This is a genomic window from Hymenobacter cheonanensis, from assembly GCF_030581075.1.
GTDB lineage: Bacteria > Bacteroidota > Bacteroidia > Cytophagales > Hymenobacteraceae > Hymenobacter.
Window position 1 is genome coordinate 78,907 of sequence record NZ_JAUQSW010000001.1, and the last position, 24,396, is coordinate 103,302.

The 24,396-nt window shown below is 62.3% G+C and carries 24 protein-coding genes; 9 read left to right on the plus strand and 15 right to left on the minus strand.

What is annotated here, in order from left to right; genetic code table 11:
• The first annotated feature begins 19 nt into the window (after nucleotides 1-19).
• Entirely contained in the window at nucleotides 20-3,184 is a 3,165-nt protein-coding gene (locus tag Q5H89_RS00380; RefSeq protein WP_305017298.1) for a leucine--tRNA ligase, read from the plus strand.
• A 176-nt stretch (nucleotides 3,185-3,360) separates the two neighbouring features.
• On the opposite strand, the gene Q5H89_RS00385 is transcribed toward Q5H89_RS00380, so the two are convergent.
• From Q5H89_RS00385 to Q5H89_RS00395, 3 genes are all read right to left on the minus strand, one after another.
• Complete coding sequence (locus Q5H89_RS00385; protein WP_305017299.1) at nucleotides 3,361-3,693, minus strand: hypothetical protein; 333 nt, start codon at nucleotides 3,691-3,693, stop codon at nucleotides 3,361-3,363.
• Complete coding sequence (locus Q5H89_RS00390) at nucleotides 3,683-3,919, minus strand: hypothetical protein (protein ID WP_305017300.1); 237 nt, start codon at nucleotides 3,917-3,919, stop codon at nucleotides 3,683-3,685. Before Q5H89_RS00390 ends, Q5H89_RS00385 begins: the two co-directional genes overlap by 11 nt.
• 91 nt (nucleotides 3,920-4,010) lie before the next feature.
• Entirely contained in the window at nucleotides 4,011-6,065 is a 2,055-nt protein-coding gene (locus tag Q5H89_RS00395; RefSeq protein ID WP_305017301.1) for a S9 family peptidase, read from the minus strand.
• Between the two features lie 187 nt (nucleotides 6,066-6,252).
• On the opposite strand from Q5H89_RS00395, the gene Q5H89_RS00400 reads away from it, so the two are divergent.
• Together Q5H89_RS00400 and Q5H89_RS00405 are read left to right on the plus strand one after the other, a co-directional pair.
• Nucleotides 6,253-7,752 (plus strand): amidase, encoded by a 1,500-nt coding sequence (locus Q5H89_RS00400; protein ID WP_305017302.1) that lies wholly within the window; start codon nucleotides 6,253-6,255, stop codon nucleotides 7,750-7,752.
• A gap of 61 nt (nucleotides 7,753-7,813) precedes the next feature.
• Nucleotides 7,814-10,441, plus strand: coding sequence for a M14 metallopeptidase family protein (locus tag Q5H89_RS00405; protein WP_305017303.1), 2,628 nt, complete (start codon nucleotides 7,814-7,816; stop codon nucleotides 10,439-10,441).
• An 89-nt stretch (nucleotides 10,442-10,530) separates the two neighbouring features.
• Here the strand turns inward: Q5H89_RS00405 and Q5H89_RS00410 are convergent, their stop codons facing one another.
• From Q5H89_RS00410 to Q5H89_RS00425, 4 genes are all read right to left on the minus strand, one after another.
• Nucleotides 10,531-11,181, minus strand: coding sequence for an NAD(P)-dependent oxidoreductase (locus Q5H89_RS00410; protein WP_305017304.1), 651 nt, complete (start codon nucleotides 11,179-11,181; stop codon nucleotides 10,531-10,533).
• Between the two features lie 127 nt (nucleotides 11,182-11,308).
• Nucleotides 11,309-11,737, minus strand: a complete 429-nt coding sequence (locus Q5H89_RS00415; protein ID WP_305017305.1) for an Rrf2 family transcriptional regulator — start codon at nucleotides 11,735-11,737, stop codon at nucleotides 11,309-11,311.
• A gap of 12 nt (nucleotides 11,738-11,749) precedes the next feature.
• Complete coding sequence (locus tag Q5H89_RS00420; RefSeq protein WP_305017306.1) at nucleotides 11,750-12,109, minus strand: MmcQ/YjbR family DNA-binding protein; 360 nt, start codon at nucleotides 12,107-12,109, stop codon at nucleotides 11,750-11,752.
• Nucleotides 12,110-12,121: 12 nt separating this feature from the next.
• Nucleotides 12,122-12,298, minus strand: a complete 177-nt coding sequence (locus tag Q5H89_RS00425) for a DUF6728 family protein (protein WP_305017307.1) — start codon at nucleotides 12,296-12,298, stop codon at nucleotides 12,122-12,124.
• Between the two features lie 146 nt (nucleotides 12,299-12,444).
• Here Q5H89_RS00425 and Q5H89_RS00430 point away from each other — a divergent pair, with 146 nt between their 5' ends.
• The gene (locus Q5H89_RS00430; protein WP_305017308.1) at nucleotides 12,445-13,794 is read left to right on the plus strand and encodes a dicarboxylate/amino acid:cation symporter; all 1,350 of its coding nucleotides are present in this window, start codon (nucleotides 12,445-12,447) and stop codon (nucleotides 13,792-13,794) included.
• Between the two features lie 48 nt (nucleotides 13,795-13,842).
• Nucleotides 13,843-14,313, plus strand: coding sequence for a nuclear transport factor 2 family protein (locus tag Q5H89_RS00435; protein WP_305017309.1), 471 nt, complete (start codon nucleotides 13,843-13,845; stop codon nucleotides 14,311-14,313).
• An 11-nt stretch (nucleotides 14,314-14,324) separates the two neighbouring features.
• Here Q5H89_RS00435 and Q5H89_RS00440 read toward each other — a convergent pair whose 3' ends face one another.
• The 5 genes from Q5H89_RS00440 to Q5H89_RS00460 all read right to left on the minus strand — a co-directional run bounded on the left by Q5H89_RS00440 (nucleotide 14,325) and on the right by Q5H89_RS00460 (nucleotide 18,814).
• Nucleotides 14,325-15,050, minus strand: coding sequence for a phytanoyl-CoA dioxygenase family protein (locus Q5H89_RS00440; protein ID WP_305017310.1), 726 nt, complete (start codon nucleotides 15,048-15,050; stop codon nucleotides 14,325-14,327).
• A gap of 10 nt (nucleotides 15,051-15,060) precedes the next feature.
• A complete protein-coding gene (locus tag Q5H89_RS00445) occupies nucleotides 15,061-15,339 on the minus strand; it encodes a hypothetical protein (RefSeq protein ID WP_305017311.1) in 279 nt (92 codons plus the stop codon).
• A gap of 15 nt (nucleotides 15,340-15,354) precedes the next feature.
• On the minus strand, nucleotides 15,355-17,331 hold the full coding sequence (gene ispG, locus Q5H89_RS00450) for a (E)-4-hydroxy-3-methylbut-2-enyl-diphosphate synthase (RefSeq protein WP_305017312.1): 1,977 nt from the start codon (nucleotides 17,329-17,331) through the stop codon (nucleotides 15,355-15,357).
• A 185-nt stretch (nucleotides 17,332-17,516) separates the two neighbouring features.
• Nucleotides 17,517-18,404, minus strand: a complete 888-nt coding sequence (locus Q5H89_RS00455) for a PAS domain-containing protein (RefSeq protein ID WP_305017313.1) — start codon at nucleotides 18,402-18,404, stop codon at nucleotides 17,517-17,519.
• A 53-nt stretch (nucleotides 18,405-18,457) separates the two neighbouring features.
• Nucleotides 18,458-18,814: a hypothetical protein gene (locus tag Q5H89_RS00460; RefSeq protein ID WP_305017314.1), complete on the minus strand. Its 357-nt coding sequence runs from the start codon at nucleotides 18,812-18,814 to the stop codon at nucleotides 18,458-18,460.
• A gap of 286 nt (nucleotides 18,815-19,100) precedes the next feature.
• Here Q5H89_RS00460 and Q5H89_RS00465 point away from each other — a divergent pair, with 286 nt between their 5' ends.
• A complete protein-coding gene (locus Q5H89_RS00465; protein ID WP_305017315.1) occupies nucleotides 19,101-19,640 on the plus strand; it encodes a hypothetical protein in 540 nt (179 codons plus the stop codon).
• Between the two features lie 29 nt (nucleotides 19,641-19,669).
• On the opposite strand, the gene Q5H89_RS00470 is transcribed toward Q5H89_RS00465, so the two are convergent.
• From Q5H89_RS00470 to Q5H89_RS00480, 3 genes are all read right to left on the minus strand, one after another.
• Complete coding sequence (locus tag Q5H89_RS00470) at nucleotides 19,670-20,602, minus strand: D-2-hydroxyacid dehydrogenase (RefSeq protein ID WP_305017316.1); 933 nt, start codon at nucleotides 20,600-20,602, stop codon at nucleotides 19,670-19,672.
• 139 nt (nucleotides 20,603-20,741) lie between these two features.
• A complete protein-coding gene (locus tag Q5H89_RS00475; protein WP_305017317.1) occupies nucleotides 20,742-21,155 on the minus strand; it encodes a hypothetical protein in 414 nt (137 codons plus the stop codon).
• 144 nt (nucleotides 21,156-21,299) lie between these two features.
• Complete coding sequence (locus tag Q5H89_RS00480; protein ID WP_305017318.1) at nucleotides 21,300-22,007, minus strand: hypothetical protein; 708 nt, start codon at nucleotides 22,005-22,007, stop codon at nucleotides 21,300-21,302.
• A 274-nt stretch (nucleotides 22,008-22,281) separates the two neighbouring features.
• Here Q5H89_RS00480 and Q5H89_RS00485 point away from each other — a divergent pair, with 274 nt between their 5' ends.
• From Q5H89_RS00485 to Q5H89_RS00495, 3 genes are all read left to right on the plus strand, one after another.
• Entirely contained in the window at nucleotides 22,282-22,695 is a 414-nt protein-coding gene (locus Q5H89_RS00485) for a 6-pyruvoyl trahydropterin synthase family protein (RefSeq protein ID WP_305017319.1), read from the plus strand.
• A complete protein-coding gene (gene folE / locus Q5H89_RS00490) occupies nucleotides 22,685-23,365 on the plus strand; it encodes a GTP cyclohydrolase I FolE (protein ID WP_305017320.1) in 681 nt (226 codons plus the stop codon). The genes Q5H89_RS00485 and folE overlap by 11 nt, the downstream gene beginning before the upstream one ends.
• Nucleotides 23,366-23,470: 105 nt before the next feature.
• A complete protein-coding gene (locus Q5H89_RS00495) occupies nucleotides 23,471-24,391 on the plus strand; it encodes a TIGR01777 family oxidoreductase (RefSeq protein WP_305017321.1) in 921 nt (306 codons plus the stop codon).
• Nucleotides 24,392-24,396 lie beyond the last annotated feature (5 nt).

Sequence of the window (24,396 nt, forward strand, 5' to 3'; positions counted from 1 at the left end):
CGAATAACCAGCCTTCGAAATGCCCGCGTACCGCCCCCAAGAGCTTGAAAAAAAGTGGCAAGACCACTGGCAGCAGCACCACACCTTCCGCGCCGACAACGCTTCCGATAAGCCCAAATACTACGTGCTCGACATGTTTCCGTACCCTAGCGGGGCGGGGCTGCACGTGGGGCACCCTCTGGGCTACATTGCCTCCGACATTGTGGCGCGCTACCAGCGCCTGCAAGGCCGCAACGTGCTGCACCCCATGGGCTTCGACTCGTTTGGCCTGCCCGCCGAGCAGTATGCCATCCAGACCGGCCAGCACCCGGCCGTGACCACCGAGAAGAACATTGAAACCTACATCCGGCAGCTTCAGCAGCTGGGTTTCAGCTACGACTGGGAGCGCGAGGTGCGCACCTCCGACCCCAGCTACTACAAGTGGACGCAGTGGATTTTCCTCCAACTGTTCAATAGCTGGTACAACCTCGATACCGACCGGGCCGAGCACATCCGCACCTTGCAGGAGAAGTTTGCCGAGAGCGGCAGCGCCGGCATCCGCGCCGCCGGTGATGATGCCGACCGCCACGACTTCACGGCCGGCCAGTGGCAGAGCTTCACCGAAAAGCAGAAGCTCGCCGCCATCCTCCCCTACCGGCTGGCCTATCAGCAGGATACCTACGTGAACTGGTGCGCCGCGCTAGGCACCGTTTTGAGCAACGACGAGGTAAAAGACGGCCTCTCGGAGCGCGGCGGCTACCCCGTGGAGCGCCGCCTCATGCCGCAGTGGAACCTGCGCATCACGGCCTACGCCGACCGCCTGCTTAAGGGTCTGGACACCCTCGACTGGCCCGACGCCGTGAAGGAGATGCAGCGCAACTGGATTGGCAAGAGCATCGGGGCCGAGGTATCGTTCCCCGTTTTGCCGGCCGGGGCGGCGGGCGAGCCTGCCGCCCCGGCCCACCGGACGTCCGGTGCGGCCAGCGGTGCCGCCGCCCAGCCCAACCGGACGTCCGGTGAGGCCGGGCACGGCCCCGCCGAGGCTACCGGAACGCCCGGTGAGGCCGGGCGGGTCGCGCCCGAGGCTACCGGACGTCCGGTAGCCCCGGCGGGCTCCCCCCCGGCCCTACCGGACGCGCCGGCCGCCGTCATCAAGGTCTACACCACCCGCGTCGATACCATCTACGGGGCTACTTTCCTGGTGCTGGCCCCCGAGCACGAGCTGGTCGATACCCTCACCACGCCCGCCCAGCGCGGGGCCGTGGATGAGTACATCGCCGCCACCAAGCGCCGCTCGGAGCGCGACCGCATGGCCGACGTCAAAACCGTATCGGGCGTATTCACGGGTGCCTACGCCGCTAACCCGGTCGATGGCACGCCCGTGCCCATCTGGCTGGCCGACTACGTGCTGGCCGGCTACGGCACCGGCGCCGTAATGGCCGTGCCCAGCGGCGACCAGCGCGACTACCTCTTCGCCAAGCACTTCGACCTGCCCATCCCGGCCATTTCGGACGCCCAAAAGGACCTCGACCAACAGGCCGACCCCACCAAGGAAGGCCGCTACATCAACTCGGGCATCGTGAACGGCCTGGGCTACAAGGAAGCCACCGCCACCCTCATCGCCTACCTCGAAGAAAAGGGCCTAGGCAAGGGCAAAGTGAATTTCCGCCTGCGCGACGCCATCTTTGGTCGCCAGCGCTACTGGGGCGAGCCCATCCCGATTTACTACAAAGACGGCACCGCCTACGGCGTGGCCGAAGCCGACCTGCCGCTCGTGCTCCCCGAAATCGACGAGTACAAGCCCACCGAAACCGGCGAGCCCCCGCTAGGCCGCGCCAAAGACTGGAAGTATAAAGGCCAGTACGAGTTCGAGCTGAGCACCATGCCCGGCTGGGCCGGCTCCAGCTGGTACTACCTCCGCTACATGGACCCGCACAACGCCGACCGCTTCGTGGGCGAGGCAGCCGAGCAGTACTGGGGCCAGGTAGACCTCTACATGGGCGGCGCCGAGCACGCCACCGGCCACCTGCTCTACTCCCGCTTCTGGTACCTGTTTTTAAAGGATTTGGGCCTGGTGACGGCTAATGAGCCCTTCCAGAAGCTGATTAACCAGGGGATGATTTTGGGCCGGTCGAATTTTGTGTATCGGTTGAATGCTAGTTGGTCAGCAATTGGAGCACCCGATGAGATTGAAGAAGATAAAAATCACTCTTTTCCCCCAATTTTTGTCTCAAAAAATATTGTAGATGAATTGTCTAAGCCTCACTCAAAAGGCGATTCAATCGTCAAGTATTTTGATTTGGAGCTTGCGAAAATTGGCAATAACAATGGTGGAACTGTTCGTCCAGCTAAGCACGGTGAGAACTATGCTTATTTCACTCCGTTGCATGTCGATGTCAGCATTGTAAATAACGATGTACTGGATACTAGTGCATTTAAAAAATGGCGTCCTGATTATAATTTGGCTGAATTTGTCATTGAAGAAGATGGGCGCTACGTAAGCGGCTGGGAAGTCGAGAAAATGTCAAAGGCCAAGTTCAACGTTGTCAACCCCGACGTTTTAGTGGCCCAATATGGCGCGGATGCCCTGCGCCTCTACGAAATGTTCCTCGGGCCGCTGGAGCAGTTTAAGCCCTGGAATACCAACGGCATCAGCGGCGTGGCGACCTTCCTCAAGAAGTTCTGGCGCCTCTTCCACCCCGAAGACGGCGCGCTGGCCGTGACCGACGAGCCCGCCAGCCCCGCCGAGCTGAAAACCCTGCACCGCGTCATCCAGAAGGTGGCCCAGGACGTGGAGAAGTTCAGCTTCAACACCAGCGTCAGCACCTTCATGATTGCCGTGAACGAGCTGACGGCCCTCGGCACCCACAAGCGCGCCATTCTGGAGCCGCTCGTGATTCTGCTCTCGCCCTTCGCCCCCCACCTGGCCGAAGAGCTGTGGGAAGAGCTGGGCCACTTCCCCGGCAGCATCAGCTACGCCCAGTACCCCGAGTTCCGCGAGGAATATTTGGTGGAAGCCAACGTGACCTACCCCGTGGCCATCAACGGCAAGGTGCGCGAGCAGCGCCAGTTTGCCGCCACCGCCACCGCCAGCGAAATCGAAACCGCCATTCTGGAATCGGATTTTCTGGCCCGCTTCGGCGACGGCAAGGCCGCCAAGAAAGTGGTAGTGGTGCCCGGCCGCATGGTGAACGTGGTGGTGTAACTCATTTTATGTCTGTCATGCTGAGCGTAGCGCAGCGAAGTCGAAGCATCTCTACCGCTTCACCCAAACCGCTCGACGGTGCGATAGAGATGCTTCGGCAAGCTCAGCATGACGGACGTATTGAATGACAGTAACATGAGAAATGCCCGCTGCATGTGCAGCGGGCATTTCTCATGTTACAACAACCCGTTTTCGCGCAACAGCTCGTCGCGCTCGCCGTCCGAAATAGAATCCTGTTCGGATTTGTCGTAAATCGTAAGTAGATAAACAGTCTCGCCTACAATTTTAACGCAGGTTATTATTCTGGCTCCGCTGCTTTTGCCTTTGTTTTTGGCGGCGATACTCATTCGCACTTTGTAGCAGTCGCGGCCCAGCGGCTCGCCAGTTTGCGGGGCTTCTTCTAACTCATCCAAAAGCGCCGCAAAATCAGCTTTGAATGACGCATATTTCTTACCCAGCCGCTTACCGGGGCGGCGGAAGCTATCGGTGATGACTATTCTAAAGCTCATTCAGAAAGTCCCGAGCGTCCTGCAACTTGATTTTTCCCTGCTGGTGCAGCTCCACTTCGTGAAGTGCTTCGCGGAAATCATCAACCCACTCCTGCTGCGCGGGCGTGTACTGCTTGGGCTTGGGCGGGGCTACAGTTTTGGTTTTGATGGCAAACGGGAGCGCTTTCAGCACCTTCAGCAAAGGCGCAAGCTGCTCGTCGGGTACGGTGAGAATGACCTGGCTCATAGTGCAAGATACAAGTAGCTAGTGCTTACAAACAGCGCGTGGCGTAAGTTCAGCCGAGCGCTGCTTGTGAGCACTAGCTACAAAATTCGGGCTACTGCCCACCCGCCGTGCTGCCCATTGCCGAACCCTTGGGCATCAAGTACTTATTATACCAACCCAGGTAGCGCACGTAGCGGTCCTTCACGTAGCTAGGGGTCGTGACGCCGTGAAACTGGCCGGGGTAAATGACGAGCTGCGTGGGCACGTTGAGGCTTTTGAGGGCCTGGTACATCTGCTCGGTGTTGAGCAGGGGCACGTTGAAATCCTTCTCGCCGCACACGAAGAGCGTGGGCGTGTGGATTTTATCGGCGTGGTAGAAGGGGTACGACACCCGCATGTACACGTCGGGGTTTTTCCAGGGCGTGCCCAGCTCGGTTTCATAGTCGCGGATGTACTGGTCGGTGCCATAGCCAGCCAGCACGTTGGCGATGCTGGCGCCGCTCACGGCCGCCTTGAAGCGCTGGTCGCGGGCAATAACCTGGTCGGTCATGATGCCGCCGTAGCTCCAGCCGCCCACGCCGAGGCTGTCGGGGTCGGCCAGGCCCTGGGCCACGGCGTAGTCTACCACGGCCAGCACGTCGTCGGTGTCCTTGTTGCCCCAGTCGGCAAAAATGGCCTTGCTATACTCCAGGCCGCGGCCCGAGCTGCCGCGCGGGTTGGCCACCACCACGGCGTAGCCATTGGCCGCAAAGTATTGCCACTCAAACGAAAAGCCGTAGCCAAACTGCGATACCGGCCCGCCGTGAATGCGCAGAATGGTGGGGTACTTGCGCCCGGCCTGGTAGCCTACCGGCTTCACCGTGAAGCCGCTCACCAGCGTACCATCCTTGCTCTTGGCCTGCATTGGCTCGACCAACCCTAGCGACACACCTTTCAGCCAGGCGTCATTCTGCTTGGATAAGGGGAGCAAGCCGCCCTTTTTGTCCAGCGCATAAACTTCGGTGGGCTGCTGGGGCTGGCTGCTGAGCACCACCGTGGTGCCCTTGCCGGCCATGTCAAAATCGCCCACCTGGCGCGGACCGGCCAGCACTTTTTCGAGCTTGCCGCCGCTGGCCGGCACGCGCATCAGCGACTCGGCGCGGTCGTCTTCGAGCAGGAAGTAAATACTCTTGCCATCGGCGCTCCACTGCGGCTGGGTGGTGTTGCGGTCGAGGCCGGCGGTGAGGGCGCGGGCGGGGCCGCCGGCCACATCCACCACCATGAGCTGGTGCAGGGCGTACACGAGCTGCTCTTTGGGGCCGCCCTGCACGAAGGCGATGCGGCGGCCGTCGGGGCTGAAAACGGGGCGGCTGCCGTAATTGGGCGCGCTTTCGGGCACGTCGGTGGCGAGCAGGGGCCTGGCGGTGGCGCCGGCCTGCGCGTCGATGATAAAGAGGTCGTAGTTGTCGTGGCGGTCGGGGTCGGGGCCGCGCTTGCTGCTGAATACCAATTGCTTGCTATCGGGGCTCCAGGCCGGCAGGTTCTCGTCGTACTTGCCCGGCGTGAGGTTGGTGAGGCGGCGCGTGGCCACGTCGAACACGTAGAGGTGCTGGCGCTGGTTGTTCAGGTAGCCATCCACGTCCTGCTTGAACTGGAAGCGGTCGATGACGATGGGCGGCGCGGTTTTCTTCTTGGCCTTCTGGGCGGCGGTGAGCGAGTCGGGGTCGGCGTCGCGAATAATGAGCGCGATGCGCTGGCCATCGGGGCTCCAGATGTAGTCCGACACGCTGCCTTTGAGCTTGGTCACTTTTTCGGCCTCGCCACCGGCGCGGTTCAGCAGCCAGAGCTGGGCGTTGCCGCCGTCTTCCTCGTTGCGGCCCGAGACGAAGCTCAGGTACTTGCCATCGGGGCTGAAGCGCGGCTTGGTTTCGCTGGCGGGATTGGTGGTAACGCGCAGGTTTTGGGAGCCATTGGTGCGGGCCATCCACACGTCGGCGTCGCGCTTGTCGGTGGTCGTATCGATGCGCGTCACGGTGTAGGCCACCCAGGCGCCGTCGGGCGAAAGGTTGGGGTCGGCCACGTCGCGCAGCCGGGCCAGGTCGGTGAGGTTGAGCGGGCGCGGGCTGGTTTGAGCCAGGCCGGCCAGCGGCAGGGCCAGCGCGGTAAAGAGGGGTAAGAGCTTTTTCATAATTGAGGATAAAGACGTGGTAAGTAAACAAGCAGATGCATAGGCCGGGGGCTCGTTTTGGCGGCAGCCCCACCCCCGGCCCCTCCCCTGCGGGGGAGGGGAACCAGTCGCAAGCCGACACTAGCGAACGTCAGACTCCCCTCCCCCGCAGGGGAGGGGCCGGGGGTGGGGCTGCTATCTTGCCGCCATGCTTTCTCCCACCGAATACGACCAGCTCGATGGCCTGGGCATGGCCGACCTTGTGCGCCGGGGCCAGCTCACGGCCGCCGAGCTGTGCGCCGCCGCCATCGCCCGCGCCGAAGCCGTAAACCCGCACATTAATGCTGTTATTCTCAAGCTATTCGAGCAAGCCCGGCAGCGCGCAGCGCGTGGCCTGGCGGCCGGCCCATTCGGCGGCGTGCCGTTTTTGCTGAAAGACTTTGGCGCGCAGTACGCGGGCGTGCCGCACACCGGCGGCAGCCGGGCGCTGCGCCACTTCGTGCCTACCGAAGATGCCGAGCTGGTGCGCCGCTGGCAGGCGGCAGGCGTCAACATTCTGGGCAAAACCAGCACGCCCGAACTAGCCCTGCTGGCCGTGACCGAGCCGGCGCTTTACGGCCCCTGCCGCAACCCCTGGCACCTGGGCCACACGCCGGGCGGCAGCAGCGGCGGCGCGGCCGCGGCCGTGGCAGCGGGCATAACGCCGGTGGCCGGGGCCGGCGATGGCGGCGGCTCCATTCGCATTCCGGCGGCGTGCTGCGGGCTGTTTGGCCTGAAGCCCAGCCGGGGCCGCGTGCCCACCGGCCCCGAGCAGGGCGAAAAGTGGCAGGGTGCCGCCGTAGAGCACGTGCTTACGCGCTCGGTGCGCGACAGCGCGGCCATGCTCGACGCCACGCAGGGACCCGACGTGGGCGCGCCGTACTTCCTGCCCAATCCAGCTAGGCCGTATTTAGAGGAGGTGAGCCGCGAGCCCGGCCGGCTGCGCATTGGCTTCACCCTCGGCCACCCACTGGGCCGCCCCCTGCACCCGGAGTGCGCCACGGCCGTGCGCGAGGCCGCCAGCCTGCTCGCCAGCCTGGGCCACGACGTGGACGAAGTGCCGCTGCCCTTCGACGGGCGGGCCGTGGCCAGCGCCTTTCTCATGCTCTACTTTGGCGAAACCGGGGCTAGCATTGCGGGCCTGGCCAAGGTGCTGGGCCGCCCGGCCCGGCCCACCGATGTGGAGCCCACCACCTGGCTGCTCGGCCTGCTGGGCCGCACCTACTCGGCCGCCGACTTTGCCACCGCCCGCCAGACCTGGAACGACCACGCCCGCCGCATGGGCCGGTTTCACGAAAAATATGACTTGCTGCTAACGCCCACCCTAGCCACGCCGCCCGTGCGCATTGGCGAGCTGCAGCCCAAGCCCTTCGAGCAAAAGCTGCTCAAAGTGGTGAATACGTTTGGGTTGGGTGGCCTCATCCGGCGCTCGGGGCTAGTGGAGAAGCTGGCCGAGCAAAACCTCGAAAAGACGCCCTACACCCAACTGGCCAACCTCACCGGCCAGCCCGCCATGTCGGTGCCCCTGCACTGGACTGCCGATGGCCTGCCCTGCGGCGTGCAGTTTATGGCGCGGCTCGGGGCCGAGGACGTGCTATTTCGCCTGGCGGGCCAGCTGGAGCGGGCGCGGCCGTGGTTCAACAAACGACCCAACCTGGCGAAAAGCTAAGCATCTTTGCGAGGCTGGGCTGGTCCTTGCACCACTCGCATACCGTCTATTTATTTCTTTGATGATTTCTTTCTTCTCTCAGGGGCAAGCTGCGGCGCGCGTAGCCGGCCAGCTGGGCCTGGGGCTGCTGCTGGGGCTAGCCCTGCCACTGGCCGGCGCGGCCCAAACGGCGCCGCCCCTTGCTACCTCGGCCGCCGACGCGGCGGGGCCGCTGCTCACGCCCGACCAGTTTCTGGGCTATAAGCTGGGCAGCCAGTTTACGCCGCAGGCCGATGTGCTGCGCTACGCGGCCCACGTGGTGGCCCACTCGCCCGGCCAAATGCGCATTACGCGCTACGGCCAGACCTATGAGCGGCGCACGCTGGAAGTAGTTGAAATCGGCAGCGCCGAAAACTTCGGGCGGCTGGCTGCTATTCAGCAGAATGACCGCCGCCTGGCCAGCCTCGAAAGCGGCGCCGCCGACCGCCAGCTGCCGGCCGTGTGCTGGCTCAGCTACAACGTGCACGGCAACGAGGCGGTGAGTTCGGAGGCGGTAATGCAGGTGCTTTACGACCTGGCCAACCCCCAGGACACCCAGATGCAGGACTGGCTCAAAAACACGGTTATCGTGGTGGACCCCTGCGTGAACCCCGACGGCCACGACCGCTACGTGAACTGGTACAACCGCGTGCGCAACCAGCGCGTGAACGCCAGCCCCGACTCGTGGGAGCACCACGAGCCCTGGCCCGGTGGGCGCTACAACCACTACTACTTCGACCTGAACCGCGACTGGGCCTGGCAAACCCAGCAGGAAAGCCGCCAGCGCATTGTGCTCTACAACAAGTGGCTGCCCCAGGTGCACGCCGACTTTCACGAGATGGGGCCGAACAACTCGTACTACTTCTCGCCGGCGGCCAAGCCCTACCACCAGGATATTACGCCCTGGCAGCGCCAGTTTCAGAACGTGATTGGCGACTACAACCGCGCCACCTTTGACAAGAACAACTGGCTCTACTTCACCCGCGAGGTCTATGACCTGTACGCGCCGACCTACGGCGATACCTGGCCCAGCTTCAACGGCGCCATCGGCATGACCTACGAGCAGGGCGGCGGCGGCCCGGCCGGCGTGGCCTATGCCCGCATCGACGGCGACACGCTGACGCTGGCCCAGCGCATTGCGCACCACCACGCGGCCAGCCGGGCCACCATTCAGGCCACCGCCGAGCGCCACGACGACCTGCTGCGCGAGTTTCAGAGTTACTTCACCACGGCCAAAACCAGGCCCGGCGGCACCTACAAAACCTACGTGCTAGCCTCGGGCAACGACCCCGGCCAGCTGCGCATGCTGACGCAGTACCTGGAGCGCCAGAACATCAGCTACGGCTTTGCGCCCAAGCAGCTCAAAACCAAGGGCTACAGCTACGCCAGCGGCAAAACCGAGGACATAACCGTGCAGCCCCACGACGTGCTGGTGAGCATGTACCAGCCCAAATCGACCCTGGTAAAAGTGCTGTTTGAGCCCCGCCCGCAGCTCGAAGACTCGCTTACTTACGACATTACCTCCTGGGCCTTGCCCTACTCGTTTGGCGTGAAGGCCTACGCCCTCGCCCAGCGCCTCGATGCCAGCGGCCCCACCCCTAGCCAGCCCGTGGTAAAGGGCAGCGCGGCCGCCGATGCCCGGCCCTACGCCTACCTCGCCCGCTGGAACAATTTGCAGGATGTGCGCTTTCTGAGCAAACTTTTGCAGCAGAAGGTGAAGGTACGCTTTGCCGAGCAGGCCTTTGAGGCCGAAGGGCAGAAATATGCGCCCGGCACGCTCATCATCACGCGCACCGGCAACGAGGCGCTGGGCCCCAGATTCGACCAGCTCGTGCGGGCGCAGGCCGACTCGGCCGGCTCGGTGGTGCAGGCTGTAAAAACGGGCTTTTCGACCACGGGCCACGACCTGGGCTCGGGCTCGGTACACTTTGTGAAGACGCCCACCGTGGCCGTAGTGGCCGGCCCCGGCGTCGATGCCACGGCCTTCGGTGAGGTGTGGCACTTCTTCGAGCAGCAGCTCGGCTACCCGATTACGGTGCTCGGCACCGATTACCTGAGCCGGGTGAGCATGTCGAAAATCGACGTGCTTATCCTGCCCGATGGCAATTACCAGGACATTTACCCCACTGCGGCCCTCGAAAGCCTCAAGGCCTGGGTGCGCGGCGGCGGCAAGCTCATCGCGATGGAGGGCGCCATGAAGTTTCTGGCCAATAAGAAGGATTTCCTGCTCAAAGCCAAAACCGCCGACTCGGTGGCCGTGCGCAAGGCCGAAGCCGCCAACCCCTACGCCACGCTGCGCCGCTACGGCGCCGCCGACCGCGAAAACACCGAGGACCAGGCGCTCGGCACCATCTACCGCGTGCAGCTCGACAACACCCACCCGCTGGCCTTCGGCTACGGCGACACCTACCCGGCTCTCATTCGCACACCCCTCAGCTACAGGTTCTTAGGCAAAGGCGGCTGGAACGTGGGCGTTATCAAGAAAAACGGCTACTACGCCGGCTTTGCGGGCACCAAGGCCCGCAAGGAGCTGGTCGATACCTTCGTGCTGGGCGAGCAGGACCTCGGGCGCGGCCAGATTGTGTACCTCGGCGACAACCCGCTGTTCCGCGCCTTCTGGCAAAGCGGCAAGCTGCTGTTTGGCAACGCCGTGTTCCTGGTAGGGCAGTAAAACTACCCAGACAAACCAAAAAAGGCCGTCATGCTTCACTTTGTTCAGCATGACGGCCTTTTTTGGTTTGTCAACTGCTTAGGACATTCTCAATAAGCCGCTGTGAAGCGCTGGCGGCTGTGCTTCGGCTGCTCCAGCTCGTCGAGCACGGCCACGGCCAGGTCTTCGCCCGAAAGAATGCTGCGGCCTTCGGTGTTAAATACCGGGCTTTCAGTGCCCAGGCGGTAGTGGCCGGTGCGGCCGGTGTCGATGCCGGGGTGCATCTCGATGGCGGGGCTGAAGAACGTCCAGTCGAGCTGAGTGTTCTGCTTCAGCTCGTTGAGGTAGTCGCGGGCGGCTAGGGCCCCGGGCTTGATATTAGCCGGAAAATCGGGACCATCTACCAGCTGCTGGCCATTGATAAACAAGCTGCCGGCCCCGCCGATGGCAAACAGGCGCGGCACGCCGGCCGCCACCGTCGCCTTTTCGATGGCCCGCGAGCCGGCCAGGAAATCGTCGTAGAGGTTGGGGTTGGTCCAGCCCGCGCTGAAGGCGTTGAGCACCACCTCGTGGCCCGCCAGCTCCTGGGCTAGCTGCTCGGGGTTATTTACATCGCCGGTTACCACGGTTAGGTGGTCGTTCTTTTCGGTGAGCTTGGCCGGGTCGCGCACAATGGCCGTAACCTGATGGCCGCGCGTGAGGGCTTCGTGCAGCAGGCGCGAACCAACGAAGCCGGTAGCACCAAGGAGGGCAATTTTCATACGTTCAGTATTGAGAGTTAGTAAATTAAGGCACGCACCGTTGGCAAGCCAGCGCGGCGGCTGCAAAGGTATACCGTAACAACTCTATTGTAACTACTATTGTTACAATAGGTCGCAAAAAAAAGCGCTAGCCCACCAGCTCGCTCATACCGGCCGCCACCTGGGCCACGCTCACGCCGGCCAACTGCTGCTCCAGCGCGGCCTGGGCGCGGCGCAGCGTGTCGTCGAGCGCCACCTGAATATTGCGGCCCACCGGGCATTTGGGGTTGGGCTTGTCGTGCACGCTAAACAGGTCGCCCTCCACCACTTCCACGGCCCGGTACACATCGAGCAGCGTGATATCGGCGGCGGCGCGGCGCAGGTACGTGCCGCCCACGGCCGCGCGCACTTCCACTAGCCCCGCTTTTTTGAGCTGGCCCAGGATGCGCCTGATTACCACCGGGTTGGTATTGACGCTGCCCGCCATGCGGTCCGACGTCAGCAGCTCGCCGGCGGGCGTCACGGCCAGCAGCGTGAGCACGTGCACGGCTACGGAAAATCGGCTGCTAATCTGCATACGGCTAGGGGGTTACTCGGCAGCTTCCTGCAACTCGGCCCGCAGGGCCTTGGGCAAGGCGGCCACAATGAGCTGGTACGAGCCGGTGAGCCACTCGCGCAATTGCGCATCGGTAGCGCCGGTGCCCACGAGCACCGTATTCCAGTGCTTTTTATTCATGTGAAAGCCGGGCAGCACGTAGTCGTAGCGCTCGCGCAGCTCCACGGCCCGCTCGGGCTCGCACTTCACGTTGAAGCTCTCGAAGGTTTGCAAGTTGGTGAGAGCGAATATCTTGCCGCCCACCTTAAACACCAGCGTATCGGGGCCGAAGGGCGTTTCTTCCGTGGTGCCGGGCAGGCTCAGGCAGAAGTCGCGGTAGTCTTCGATGTTCATGCGGCCAGCTTTTTAGCGCAAAAACCAGCGGTAGAGCAGCACGCACAAGCCCACTAGAAACATGGCCATGCTCAGCTTATTGATGAAGTGCATGGTGCGCAGGTTGAAGTTCGTCTTGCGGCTAGGGTCGTTGCCCCGAAAGAAATAACCGAGGGCGGGACCGAAGTTAAAAAGGTTTTTACCGTTCATGACAGGGCGAAATGGGTGTGCCAAGATAACACTGCCCGGGCCGGAAAGATTAGCAAAAATCCGGATTTATTCGGTGGTGCGGCGGCCCTGGCCGGCCTGGCCGATAGCTTTGCGGCACTTGTGCGAGCCACTGGCCTTTTCCACTTATGAAACGTTTTTCTTCTAACCTCACCGTGCAGGTGCTGGCGGCTATTGCGCTGGGCGTGCTGGTGGGCGGCCTGTTTCCGCAGTTCGGCGCGGCCCTCAAACCCCTGGCCGACACGTTTATCAGCCTCATCAAGATGCTGATTGCGCCCATCATTTTCCTGACGGTGGTGCTGGGCATTGCGGGCATGGGCAGCCTCCAGAAGGTGGGCCGCGTGGGCGGCAAAGCGCTGCTGTATTTTGAAGTCGTGACCACGCTAGCCCTGGCCATCGGCATCGGGGTGGCCAACCTTACGCAGCCGGGCGCGGGCGTGCAGGCCACCGCCCAGGCCGTGCTGCACGACAGCAGCAAAACGGCCGAGGCCGCCAAATTCACCACCCAGGCCGGCGAGATGAATTGGGTCGAGTTCTTCACCCACATCGTGCCCGACAACGTGGTGGGCGCCTTCGCCAAGGGCGACATCTTGCAGGTGCTGCTGTTTTCGGTGCTGTTTGGGCTGGCGCTCAACCGGCTAGGGGCACCGGCCCAGCCGCTGGTCAAGACGTTCGACCGACTCTCGCACGCCATGTTTGCGGTGCTGGCCCTGGTGATGAAGCTGGCGCCCATTGGGGCGTTCGGGGGCATGGCCTTCACTATTGGCAAGTATGGGCTGGCCACGCTGCTGCCGCTGGGCAAGCTCATGCTGGTGGTATACGCCACCATGTTTCTGTTCATTTTTGGGGTGCTCAACCTCATTTTGCGCGCCTACAAGCTGCGGCTGGGGCCTTACCTGCGCTTTATAAAAGAAGAGATTTTGCTGGTGCTGGGCACCTCCTCGTCCGAGTCGGCCCTGCCGCGCATGATTGACAAAATGGAGCGCTACGGCTGCTCGCGCTCGGTGGCGGGGCTGGTTATTCCGACCGGCTATTCATTCAATCTCGATGGCACATCCATCTACCTTTCTATCGCGGTTATCTTTCTGGCCCAGGCCTTTAACGTGCCGCTTTCGTTCACGCAGCAGCTCTCACTGATTGCCATTCTGGTGGTTACGAGCAAGGGTGCGGCGGGCGTCACGGGCTCGGGCTTTATTGTGCTGGCCTCTACCCTGGCGGCCACCAAGGCCATTCCGGTCGAGAGCGTGGCGCTGCTGCTTGGGGTCGACCGCTTCATGAGCGAGGCACGGGCCATCACCAACGTCATCGGCAACGGCGTGGCCACGCTGGTTATCGCCAAAAGCGAGGGCGAGTTTGACGAGGCCCGCCACCAGCTAGCCCTGCAAGGCCGCGCCGTGCCCGAAGAGCGGCGCCCCACGCCCGTGGCCGCCCTGCCCCGCGTAGAGCTGCCTCACGAAGCAGAGCTGGGCCAGGATTGATTTTTACTAATTTGCTTCGCCTATGCCAGCCGCCCGTTTTTTACGCTTATGAAAAATCGTTTCGCCGCCCTGCTGCTTAGCTGCCTGCTAGGCCCCGCAGTTGCCGCCCACGCCCAAACCGCCTCCGCCGAAACCCAGGACGTGCGGCAAACCATCACCTCATTCTTCGATGGCATGCGGCGCGGCGATAGCACGCTGGTGCGTAGCACCCTGGCCCCGGGCGCAGTTTTTCACGCCCTCGGCACCAAGCCCGGCCAGCCCACCACCCTGGAAACCGAGCGAATAACTGATTTCCTGAAGGCCGTGGCCACGCCCCACCCCGCCGTGTGGGACGAGCGGGTGCAGTTCGAGCGCGTGCTCATCGATGCCAACTTGGCCAGCGTGTGGGCGCCCTACGAGTTTTACCTGGGCCCCAAGTTCAGCCACTGCGGCTACGATTCCTTTCAACTGGTGAAGCTGGCCGGCGGCTGGAAAATCGCCCATATCATCGACACGCGGCGCAAGGAGCAGTGTAAGTAAGTTCCTCCCAACTACGCTACGACCCTAGTGCCCAGCGGTTGGCGCTCGCGCCAGGCTAACCCGGCGGGCAATTCCACCGCGGAAAATTCGAGATGAATGACCCGGCGTGGGCGGTCGCTGGTACTGCGGTTGGATGCGTGCAGCAGCAAGGGCTTCATCAGCATGGCGCTACCGGCGGGCACGGGGCACACTGTTGCCGCCGCCGTGTGGCTAGCAATAGTTTCGGCGGGTACCACCCCGTGGCGGTGCGAGCCGGGCACCACTTTGAGCGCGCCGTTGCTGGCATCGCACTCGTCGAGGTGCAGGCGAATGGTAACGGTGTTTTCCAGCACCGCTACCGGAGGCTGCACGGCCACCCAATCCGCCTTGGCAGTCCAGGGGCCAAAACCGGGCAGGTCGGCACGCCGGTCTACGTTCACCATCAAATCCTGGTGCCAGGCCACAAGCCAATTCGATTGCGCAGGCTTATCGAAATAAATGGCCTTGGTGAGGTGGCAGCCGGCCGGAAATAGCTCGGCTAGCAACGCCTGAAGCGCGACTGTATGCAGCAGGGGCACTAAAGCAGGTATTTCGCCCAGCAAGTTGCGGATGGCAAACACGTCCTGGCTTCGCCGAAAATTGGGGCTAGCGGCGGGCGCCGTTTCAATGCAGCTTAGCAGGGAGGCTATTTCGTCTAGGGTATAGAGTTGAGGTACAAGCGCGAAGCCTTGTTCCTGTAAGTGCTGGAGTGCTACCATAGTGCGCATATTAATCACCAAAAGCTACTAGCCCGCAATCAGCCGCAAACGCCTGCTTCAGTATGCTGGCTAGGTTAGGAATAGCGGCCGTGACAGCAGGCGTCAGCAACGCGCATTTATGCTCTATGTTCTGACTTATCCACCGAAACTTCCCATAATAATCGAGGTGATTTTCGATTATTTTTAATTTACGGGCTTCTTCAAACTCTTCATACTCAATACCGCCCGCATAGCCCAAGCCCCGGGCGTGCATCGGCTTTTCGTCGGGAATAAAGCGGAAGTCAAGCATGGCTCCTGCTTAAAACTAAGCGGGCACCACTTCCTTCTCTATCCATTTGCCGTCCTCGCGCATTAGCTCAATCAGCTCATCCACGGCGAGCGCTTCGGGCACGGCTTTCTTGATGACTTCCTGGCCGCGGTAGAGAGCGATTTTGCCCTTGCCCACGCCCACGTAGCCGTAGTCGGCATCGGCCATTTCGCCGGGGCCGTTCACGATGCAGCCCATGATGCCGATTTTGATGCCCTTGAGGTGGTCGGTGCGCTTGCGAATCATGGCCGTGGTTTCCTGCAGGTCGAAGAGCGTGCGGCCGCAGCTCGGGCAGCTGATGTACTCGGTCTTGCTCATGCGGGTGCGGGCGGCCTGCAAGATGCCGAAGCTCAGCTGGTTGAGGTGGCTCATAGTATCGAGCCACTCGGCCTGCGAGCGGGGGGCTAGCAGCTCGGGGCCCAGCACCACGCCATCGCCGAGGCCGTCGATAAGCAGGCCGCCGATGTCGGTGGCGGCATCGAGCTGGGTTTGCTCCAGCGGCTGGTCGGGATACGAGCGGGCAATAACGACGGGGCAAGTCACTTGCTGGGCTAGCAGCGCAAAAAACGCCCGGCGCAGCTCGGGCATGGCGTGGGCATTGGTGGTGGCCAGCACCAGCACCACCGTAGGGTCGTGGCGCAGGTGCGCCAGCAGGTTGGCGTCGAGGGTATCGAGGTCCACCATCAGGAAATTCAGCTGCGGGTGCCGCAGGAAGCCCTCCATGTAGGTGCCGGCCGTGAGCACCGGGTAGTGGTGCGGGCGCTGGCCGGCATCGACCCAGGCCGAGTAGTTCACGATTTCCTTCAGGCCATTGGGCAGCATAAACGCCACCGGCCGCTCGCCGGTATAGATGTAGTCGGCGCCCTGGTCCGACATTTGAAACTTGTCCAGAAACGCCGAATAGAGGTGGCCGGCGGCCCGCAGGTCGGCGTAGTCGAGCTGCGGCAATTGGGCCAGGCTCACCACCACGCGGGGCACGTTCAGGCCGCCGAAGTTCAGCACCTCGTGGGTGGTGCGGCGGTGGTACTGAAAGGGGTTAATCGGCTCCTCAACCAGCAGTGGCCGAATGGGCCGGGCCACGGCGGCGCGGTCTACGTAGCGGTCGATGAGCATTTTAGCTACTGGAGCTTCGGCTTCGGGGACTTCGGTGAGGCTCACGCGCACGGTATCGCCTAGCCCGTCTTCGAGCAGCGTGCCAATGCCCACGGCGCTCTTAATGCGGCCGTCTTCGGCCTCGCCGGCCTCGGTTACGCCCAGGTGCAGCGGGTAGGGCTGCAAGCCTTCCTCATCCAGCTTTTGCACCAGCAGGCGGTAGGCCTGCACCATTACCTGGGTGTTGCTGGCCTTCATGCTCAGCACCACGTCATAGTAATTCTCCTCTTCGCAGAGGCGTAAAAACTCCAGCGCCGACTCCACCATGCCGAGCGGCGTGTCGCCGTAGCGGCTCAGAATACGGTCGCTCAGCGAGCCGTGGTTGGTGCCGATGCGCATGGCGGTGCCATACTCCTTGCAGATTTTCACCAGCGGTCGAAACCGCTCGCGGATGCGCTCTACTTCGGCCGCGTAGCTGGCATCGGTGTAGTCTATCTCCTCGAATTTCTTCTTGTCGGCGTAATTGCCGGGGTTCACGCGCACCTTTTCCACGATGCGGGCGGCCAGCTCGGCGGCGTTGGGCGTGAAGTGGATGTCGGCGATGAGGGGCACGTTGCAGCCGCGCGCCCGCAGCTCCTTCTTGATTTCCAGCAGGTTCTGGGCCTCCTTCACGCTAGGGGCCGTGATGCGCACGTACTCGCAGCCGGCCGCCACCATGCGCAGGGTTTGCTCTACCGAGCCTTGCGTGTCCATCGTGTCGATGGTGGTCATGCTCTGCACCCGGATGGGGTAGTCGCCGCCGAGCGGCACGCCGCCAATATTCACCACGCGCGCCACGCGGCGCTTGTACTCAGTCAGGCTGGGGCAGTAAATCTTGTTCATCGCGCAAAAAGCTAGGGCCACTGGGCCGGGGCAAAGGTACGATAGGCTGGGGGTGGCCGTTTGCCGAAGGCCTACGCGCACCCTATACGCTAGCCTTCTATTTCAGCCGCACCCCGGTAGACACGCACAAAAAAGACTGGCGGCGGGCCAGTCTTCTTGTTTTCTTAGAGCAAGTTATGTGATGGCTAGGCCCCTAGCTGCTTGCGCAAGCGCTGCACTTCGTGCTCCAGCTCCAGGTTGCGGAAGGTCACCTTGGCTTCGAGGTCGTTGTAGGAATTTTGAAGCTGCTCCTGCAAGTGGCGCATCTCCGTCACGTCGGTATTGGTGCCTAGCCAGCGCACCAGCTGGCCCTGCTCGTCGCGCACGGGCACGGCGCGGGTCAAAAACCAGCGATATTCGCCATCGGCGCCCCGCAGCGGGAAGGTCAATTCCCACGGCTCGCCTTTGGCCCAGGCCTGGGTCACAAACTCCACTACCGAATTAATGTAGTCGGGGTGATGCACTTTTTCCCAGCCCCAGCCTTCCATTTCGGCCAGGTCGGTGCCCGTGTAATCGTACCACCGCTTGTTATACCAGTAGATGTGGCCGTCGGGCCGGGCCATCCAGGAAAGCTGGGCCACGTTGTCGGCCAGGGTCGTAAACTCCGACTCGCGCTCCATCAGCTGCTGGCTGGCCAGCTTTTGGTCATGAATGTCGGTGCAGGTGCCAAACCACGTTACGATAGCCCCCGAAGCGTCATGCCGGGGCCGGGCCTGGCCCAAAAACCAGCGGTAGTCCCCGTCCTTCGACTTAAAGCGGTACTCTATTTCGTAGTCGTCGCCGGTGGCCAGCGAGTGGCCCCATATCCGGCGGGCCCGGGCCTGGTCGTCGGGGTGCAGCAGGTTATTCCACATATCGGGCCCCACGCTATCGGCCAGGGTGTAGCCGGTGTAGTCGACCCAGCGCTGGTTAAAATAGGTGTGGGAGCCAACGGGGTCGGTTATCCACACCAATTGCGGAATAAAATCGGCCAGAAACTGGAACTCGTCCTCGTTGTTTTGGGGCGAGCCCGGCGCGGTAGCAGGAGTAATCACGGCAAAGAAATCGGCTAGGGCAACTGGGGTAAAATGTGAATAACCGGCGGGGGCTAGGGCCGGTCGAGCTGCATTTCGAGCCCCGAGCTGAAATACAGGTTAAGCTGGCTGCGGGCCCCGTCGGCGGTGCGGCGCAGGCGCGTCACGAGCGCCCGCATCTCCTCGGTCGGGAAGTTGAGGCGCAGGTAGGGCCGGTTCAGCAGCTCATCGCGCTGCACGGCCCAGCTGCCGGTTTCGCTCAGCAAGGGTGCCTGGAGCTGCAGCTCATCGCTGAGCACCAGGCTGGTAGCCTGGGCCAGCGCACTGGCCGGGTCAGCGCGATTGACTACCCGGTGCGCTACCCGCCACGCCCCGGCCAGGTAGCTATCCGGCACTTGTTGGAGGTTGATATCGAGCAATAAATCGGACATGGAAAAAGAAGCAAGCCGGTGGCAGAATAAACGCTGGGCGCGCCGCAAAATTAAAGCAGAACTAGTTTCGCCTCAGGGCTTTGCCACCGATGTTTCTCAACAAGAAAAGCCAGGCGCAGGTTTCTACCAGGGGCCACGGCCGGGCTAGCCCGGCGAATACACGTAATTAACAATTTGAGAAGCAATATCTTGGGCGCGGCTTATTTTTTAAGGCTGCCCCGATTTCCGGCCCTTGGGCCAGGGGCGCCGTATGTATCGCCCAGCTACTGTAAGTACCTTTTTTCGCATGAAATATTTTTCGCTGCCACCCAACCTGCATAGCCAGGTAGTGCGGGCGGCCCGCCAAACGGGCCTGCGCGCCTGGCAAACCGGCCGCCTGTTTCGGCAGGTAGCCCAGCGCACCCTCGACTCGGTGCAGGAGGTGCTGCGGGCCGAAATTCAAAGCGGCCACGCCCGCCTGGTGGCCGATTTTCTGGCCGACAAGGCGCTGCCTGCCGCCAAGGCCCTGCTGCTCGAGCGCATGGCGGCCCGGCTGCTGCTGCGCCTGGGCCTGCGCGGCGCCCTCATGACCAATGTGGCCGGCTGGGTGCTGCCGTTTGTGCTCGAAAAGCTGTTTCAGGCGGCGCGGGCCAGTGGCCTGCTGGCCCGCCTCGAAGCCAACCCCACCGTGGCCGATGCCCTAAGCCGCCTCGACGAGTTGCGGCAGGCCGCCAGCCGGCTGCTCTTTCCCGACGGCGACACCGGCGCCCAGGTCCTCACCGATGAGGAAGCGGCCGAGCTGCTGCGGCAGCCCGCCCGGCCGCTAGCCTTACCGCCAAAGCAATAGATATTCTTCGCTCATTCAGCTATTTTATGTCAATAACCGCGCCCTAGCTCAACCAGGTTTTCCAGGGGCTGGCCGGCTTGCAGCAAGCTTAGGTTGCGCAGCAGTTGGGCTACTTTGCCGGCGGCCTCCTGCGGCTGCCCGCCGCCCGTGTGTTGGGTCAGCAGTACCTGGGGCATGGCCCAAAAAGGATGGCTGGCGGGCAGCGGCTCCTGCGCGGTTACGTCGAGCACGGCCCCGCCGAGGTGACCGGTTTGCAGCGCGGCCAGCAGGGCGGGCTCGTTGGTGGTATTGCCCCGGCCCACGCTGGCGTAGAGGCTGCCGGGGGCCATTGCCGCAAATTCTGTTTCGGCGAAGAAATTATCGGCACTGCCTGGCAGGCAATTAATTACAATATCGGTGTGGGGCAGCGCGGCCAGCAGCTCGGCCGTGGTGTGCAGCTGGGCCAGCGGGCTGGTGCGCGCCAGCAGTTGCACGGCCTGGGTAAAGCCGCTGAGCTGCTGCTGCACCGCTTGCGCAATGGTGCCCGCGCCCAGAATAACCACCCGCTTATCGCGCAGCAGCCCCATACGTTCCCGAATGGGTGCCCCCACCCAGCGCGCCGCGGCTTGCAGGCGGGCTAGCTCGGGCACAGCCCGGTAGAGGGCCAGCAGGCCCGCCACCATTGTTTCGGCGCAGGGCCAGGCAAAGTAGTCGCCCATGTTGGCCACCGGCGCCGCCACGGCTAGCCCCTGGTAGCGGTCGAACCCCGCCGAGTCGAGCTGCCACAGGCGCAGGTGCGGCAGCGGGCCAGCCAGCCACGCGGGTGGCGGATTGCCCAAAATCACCTCGGACGACTGGCAGGCGGCGGCCTGCGCCGCGCTGGGTAAGTCGCTAGCATACACTACTTCAACGCCAGCCGGCAGGCCTCGCTCAAGTTGCGCGCGTACTGGCACGGGCAGGGTCGAATACACAACTAAACGCATAGCAGTCAGCATCGGGGAAGGCCTGGCAAAGAGAAAAAAGCCAGAATTAATGAACAGTTACTGGCAGCAAAAAGCGGTGTTGCCCAGCATCTTAATGATTGGGCAACACCGCTTTCGTGGCACTACAAGGCAGGTATTCCTACGCCTGGTCGTCGTTGCCGTGCTTGCTGTTTTTCAGGTCCTGCTCGGGGGTAGTGGTGCTGCCTTGCAGCTGGCCGGCAGCGGCGAGCAGGGCAGCGCTCAGCTTTTCTACGTGGGTCAGGGTATTGCCCGTAGCTAGGTTCGATACGCGGGCGGTTTCGGAGCCCAGGCGGTGCAGCAGGCGGCCCACCTGGTCGCCGTCGTAGGTGCCGCCGTGCAACAGGGCTTTTAGCGCCTGCAGGTCGGTCACAAGCTGGTGAAACTCGGCGTTGTGCCCTGCTTTCAAGTCTTCAATCCACCGCTGCAGCTGGTTGTCGATGCCAGCGCGGCTGGCTTCTTCGCTCAGGTCGCCGGTCAGGATTTTGATGGCGCCTTCCAGATGTACTTGGTGTTGAACTTCGGTCTTTTCCATGATGCTAGCTAAAGAGGAATGGGTGGGCAAGCCAAGGGGCTTGTCCGTGTCCTCAACGCAAGGCAGCGGGCGCGGGTTAGGCTGGGCCCTAAAAAACCCCGCCGGTAGCCGGCGGGGTTTGCGTATTTAGATAGCCAGGGGACCTTACTCAATCTTGCTCATGCGGTCTTTCACCGACTCCAGGGCCACGCGCATGTTCACAATGTCGGCGCGGGCGGCTTCCTGCTCTTTCAGGTTCGAGTCGACCTGGTTGTTGAGCTGCTGCAACTCGGCCGCGTTGGCGGCAAGCTGCTGCTGAATTTCGAGCTTGCGCGCCTTGTTGCGCTCAATCTCTTTCTTGATGGCATCGGCTTTGCCGATAACGGCCATGTGGTTGTTTTGCGAAGTCACCAGCGCCTTCTCCGCATCGGTAATCTGCGCCACCAAGTCCTCACGGTACATGGAGCGGGCAAAATCTTTCAGGTATTTTTCGCCGGCCTTCCACTGCGTGGGGGTCGAAGCCTGGCCCAGGTAAGCATTGCCCAGGTCGATGCTCCACCACACCCCGGTGCCGGTGGGCAGGGCATCGACGCGGCTGATAACGCGCACCGGCGTGGGCGAAATGTCCGGAATCGTCACGCCGTCCATCGTAATCGTGCCCTTGTTGTTCTTCACCTTACCCGGAAACTGCTCGTTCAGCTGCTTAATCCAGGAAGTCTCGACGCGCTTGTTATCGAGCTGCATGCTTACCCGCTGGCCCTTGCGCGGGATGTTGTTGATATTCTGGTCGGCCTCATCCACGGGTGAGCGCTGAGCCGAAGCCTGCAGGCCCCCTAGTAATAGCAAAAAAAGCAGTAGAGCGTTGCGTTTCATTGGATAAAAAAGAGTTGTAAAAGAAAGGTAAAAGCTAAAGAAACGGGACCGTTTAGGTTCTCTGACAGCCCAAATTTAAGCAGTTTATCGCAACTCTATGAGGTAAAAAGGCTTTTTTTTCGCTGAGTTAATTTTTTATTCGTTAAGTACCACGCTGACCCTAAAACCAGACCTTACTTCTAGCGAGAAAGTATTACTTTTTTTATTTCTTAAGTCCAAAAACCGCTGCCCTGGCCCGGCTCAACAAAAGCCGGCGCCCGCGGTTGCTAGCCCCATGCCCCAGCTCACTATCTGCCGCTCCGAGCACTTTAATGCCGCCCACCGCCTGCACAACCCGGCCTGGGATGAGGCGCGCAACCAGCAGGTGTTTGGCAAGTGCAACAACCCCAACTACCACGGCCACAACTACAACCTGACCGTGCGCCTGACTGGTGACATCGACCCCGAAACGGGCTACGTATTTGATTTAAAGTCGCTTAGCGACATAATCAAAACGCAGGTCATCCATCGCTTCGACCACCGCAACCTCAACCTCGATACGGACGACTTCCGGGAGCTGAACCCCACGGCCGAGAATATTGCCGTCGTTATCTGGCGGCGGCTGCGGGCCGCCTTGCCGGCCGCGCTGGCCCTAGCCGTGACGCTCCACGAAACCGACCGTAATTTTGTGGATTACTATGGAGAATAATTTTGCCGGGCCACCCGCCGACCACCCTAGCGGGCAGCACCCCGACTACCACCTGCCCGCCGGCCTGCGCACCCCCGTGCGCCCCGATGCGTTTGCCCGCCCCGACGACGAGAAAATTGCCGCCATCAGCGGCCACTTCCGGGCCATTATGCAGGAGTTGGGCCTCGACCTGACCGATGACAGCCTGGCCGGCACGCCCCAGCGCGTGGCCAAAATGTTTGTGCAAGAGTGGTTTAAAGGCCTCAACCCCGAGCACCGGCCCGAGGTGCGCCTGTTTGAGAACCGCTACCAATACCAGCAGCTGCTGGTGGAGCGCGACATCACGCTGTTTTCGTGCTGCGAGCACCATTTTGTGCCCATCATTGGCAAGGCGCACGTGGCGTACCTACCTGGCCAGCACGTGGTTGGCCTCAGTAAGCTCAACCGCGTGGTGCAGTACTATGCCCGCCGCCCGCAGGTGCAGGAGCGCCTCACGCGCCAGGTAGCCGAGCACCTGCGCCAGAGCCTGGGCACCGACGATGTGGCCGTGCTCATTGAGGCCGACCACCTCTGCGTGATGAGCCGCGGCGTGAACGATACCAGCAGCTCGACTATTACCAGTGAGTACGGAGGCAGGTTTTTGGAAGACAAAGATTTGCGCAACGAGTTTCTGCGTCAGATTGGCAAGTAATTTTCGTTTTTCGCTGCTCGTTTTTTGTTCTCCGATTTATTTTTTAGTCCCGAATAAGAAGCGTCTGGCTCCGAACAACAAAAAACAGAAAACGAAAAACAACTTATGAAAATCCTCATCACGGGTGGCACTGGCATGATAGGGCAACGGCTGGCCGAGCTACTGATTGACGGCGGCCACGAGGTAGTGCTGCTCACGCGCAATCCGCAGAAGGCCAGTCATTTTCGGTTGTTTGGCTGGGACCCGCAGGCGGGCACCATCGACCCGGCGGCCCTCCCCTATGCCGACTGCGTGGTGAACCTGGCCGGCAGCAGCGTGGCCGAAGGCAAGTGGACGCCCGAGCGCAAGCACGAGATTATCCGCTCGCGCCTCGATGGCCTGGAGCTGCTTTACCGCGAGCTGGCCAAGCCCGGGCACCATGTAAAAACGTTGCTATCGGCCTCGGCCATTGGGGTTTATGGCGACCGCGGCGATGAGATTTTGTATGAGGATTCGCCCATTGCGGCCCCCGGCGACGACTTTCTGGCCGATGTGGTGGTGCAGTGGGAAGCGGCGGCCCGGCGCATTGGCGAGCTAGGGCCGCGCGTGGTGCTGCCGCGCATTGGCATTGTGCTCAGCCCCGAGGGCGGCGCGCTGGTGCCCATTGCCAAAACGGTGCGCTACGGTGCCGGCGCCCCGCTAGGGTCGGGCCGGCAGTACATGAGCTGGATTCACCTCGACGACCTCTGCCGCTTGCTGGTGCGGATGCTGGAAGACCCTCTGTGGCAAGGCGAATACAACGCCGTGGCGCCGAACCCCGCTACCAATAAGGACTTTACCGAAACACTGGCCCAGGTTATGCACCGCCCGCTGCTGCTGCCTAAAGTGCCCGCCTTCGGCCTGAAGCTGGCGATGGGCGAGATGAGCGAGATAGTGCTCGGCTCGCAGCGCGTGAGCGCCGACAAGGTGTTGAGCCAAGGCTTTACCTACCAGTACCCGCACCTGCTGGAAGCCCTGTCGTCGTTTTATGGCGAAGAAGCTGGCTAAGCCGT

What these genes read in the sequence shown, in the direction of transcription:
- Q5H89_RS00380 (WP_305017298.1), top strand. Translation starts at nt 20, where the DNA reads ATGCCCGCGTACCGCCCCCAAGAGCTTGAAAAAAAGTGGCAAGACCAC.
- Q5H89_RS00385 (WP_305017299.1), bottom strand. Translation starts at nt 3,693, where the DNA reads ATGAGCTTTAGAATAGTCATCACCGATAGCTTCCGCCGCCCCGGTAAG.
- Q5H89_RS00390 (WP_305017300.1), bottom strand. Translation starts at nt 3,919, where the DNA reads ATGAGCCAGGTCATTCTCACCGTACCCGACGAGCAGCTTGCGCCTTTG.
- Q5H89_RS00395 (WP_305017301.1), bottom strand. Translation starts at nt 6,065, where the DNA reads ATGAAAAAGCTCTTACCCCTCTTTACCGCGCTGGCCCTGCCGCTGGCC.
- Q5H89_RS00400 (WP_305017302.1), top strand. Translation starts at nt 6,253, where the DNA reads ATGCTTTCTCCCACCGAATACGACCAGCTCGATGGCCTGGGCATGGCC.
- Q5H89_RS00405 (WP_305017303.1), top strand. Translation starts at nt 7,814, where the DNA reads ATGATTTCTTTCTTCTCTCAGGGGCAAGCTGCGGCGCGCGTAGCCGGC.
- Q5H89_RS00410 (WP_305017304.1), bottom strand. Translation starts at nt 11,181, where the DNA reads ATGAAAATTGCCCTCCTTGGTGCTACCGGCTTCGTTGGTTCGCGCCTG.
- Q5H89_RS00415 (WP_305017305.1), bottom strand. Translation starts at nt 11,737, where the DNA reads ATGCAGATTAGCAGCCGATTTTCCGTAGCCGTGCACGTGCTCACGCTG.
- Q5H89_RS00420 (WP_305017306.1), bottom strand. Translation starts at nt 12,109, where the DNA reads ATGAACATCGAAGACTACCGCGACTTCTGCCTGAGCCTGCCCGGCACC.
- Q5H89_RS00425 (WP_305017307.1), bottom strand. Translation starts at nt 12,298, where the DNA reads ATGAACGGTAAAAACCTTTTTAACTTCGGTCCCGCCCTCGGTTATTTC.
- Q5H89_RS00430 (WP_305017308.1), top strand. Translation starts at nt 12,445, where the DNA reads ATGAAACGTTTTTCTTCTAACCTCACCGTGCAGGTGCTGGCGGCTATT.
- Q5H89_RS00435 (WP_305017309.1), top strand. Translation starts at nt 13,843, where the DNA reads ATGAAAAATCGTTTCGCCGCCCTGCTGCTTAGCTGCCTGCTAGGCCCC.
- Q5H89_RS00440 (WP_305017310.1), bottom strand. Translation starts at nt 15,050, where the DNA reads ATGGTAGCACTCCAGCACTTACAGGAACAAGGCTTCGCGCTTGTACCT.
- Q5H89_RS00445 (WP_305017311.1), bottom strand. Translation starts at nt 15,339, where the DNA reads ATGCTTGACTTCCGCTTTATTCCCGACGAAAAGCCGATGCACGCCCGG.
- ispG (WP_305017312.1), bottom strand. Translation starts at nt 17,331, where the DNA reads ATGAACAAGATTTACTGCCCCAGCCTGACTGAGTACAAGCGCCGCGTG.
- Q5H89_RS00460 (WP_305017314.1), bottom strand. Translation starts at nt 18,814, where the DNA reads ATGTCCGATTTATTGCTCGATATCAACCTCCAACAAGTGCCGGATAGC.
- Q5H89_RS00465 (WP_305017315.1), top strand. Translation starts at nt 19,101, where the DNA reads ATGAAATATTTTTCGCTGCCACCCAACCTGCATAGCCAGGTAGTGCGG.
- Q5H89_RS00470 (WP_305017316.1), bottom strand. Translation starts at nt 20,602, where the DNA reads ATGCGTTTAGTTGTGTATTCGACCCTGCCCGTGCCAGTACGCGCGCAA.
- Q5H89_RS00475 (WP_305017317.1), bottom strand. Translation starts at nt 21,155, where the DNA reads ATGGAAAAGACCGAAGTTCAACACCAAGTACATCTGGAAGGCGCCATC.
- Q5H89_RS00480 (WP_305017318.1), bottom strand. Translation starts at nt 22,007, where the DNA reads ATGAAACGCAACGCTCTACTGCTTTTTTTGCTATTACTAGGGGGCCTG.
- Q5H89_RS00485 (WP_305017319.1), top strand. Translation starts at nt 22,282, where the DNA reads ATGCCCCAGCTCACTATCTGCCGCTCCGAGCACTTTAATGCCGCCCAC.
- folE (WP_305017320.1), top strand. Translation starts at nt 22,685, where the DNA reads ATGGAGAATAATTTTGCCGGGCCACCCGCCGACCACCCTAGCGGGCAG.
- Q5H89_RS00495 (WP_305017321.1), top strand. Translation starts at nt 23,471, where the DNA reads ATGAAAATCCTCATCACGGGTGGCACTGGCATGATAGGGCAACGGCTG.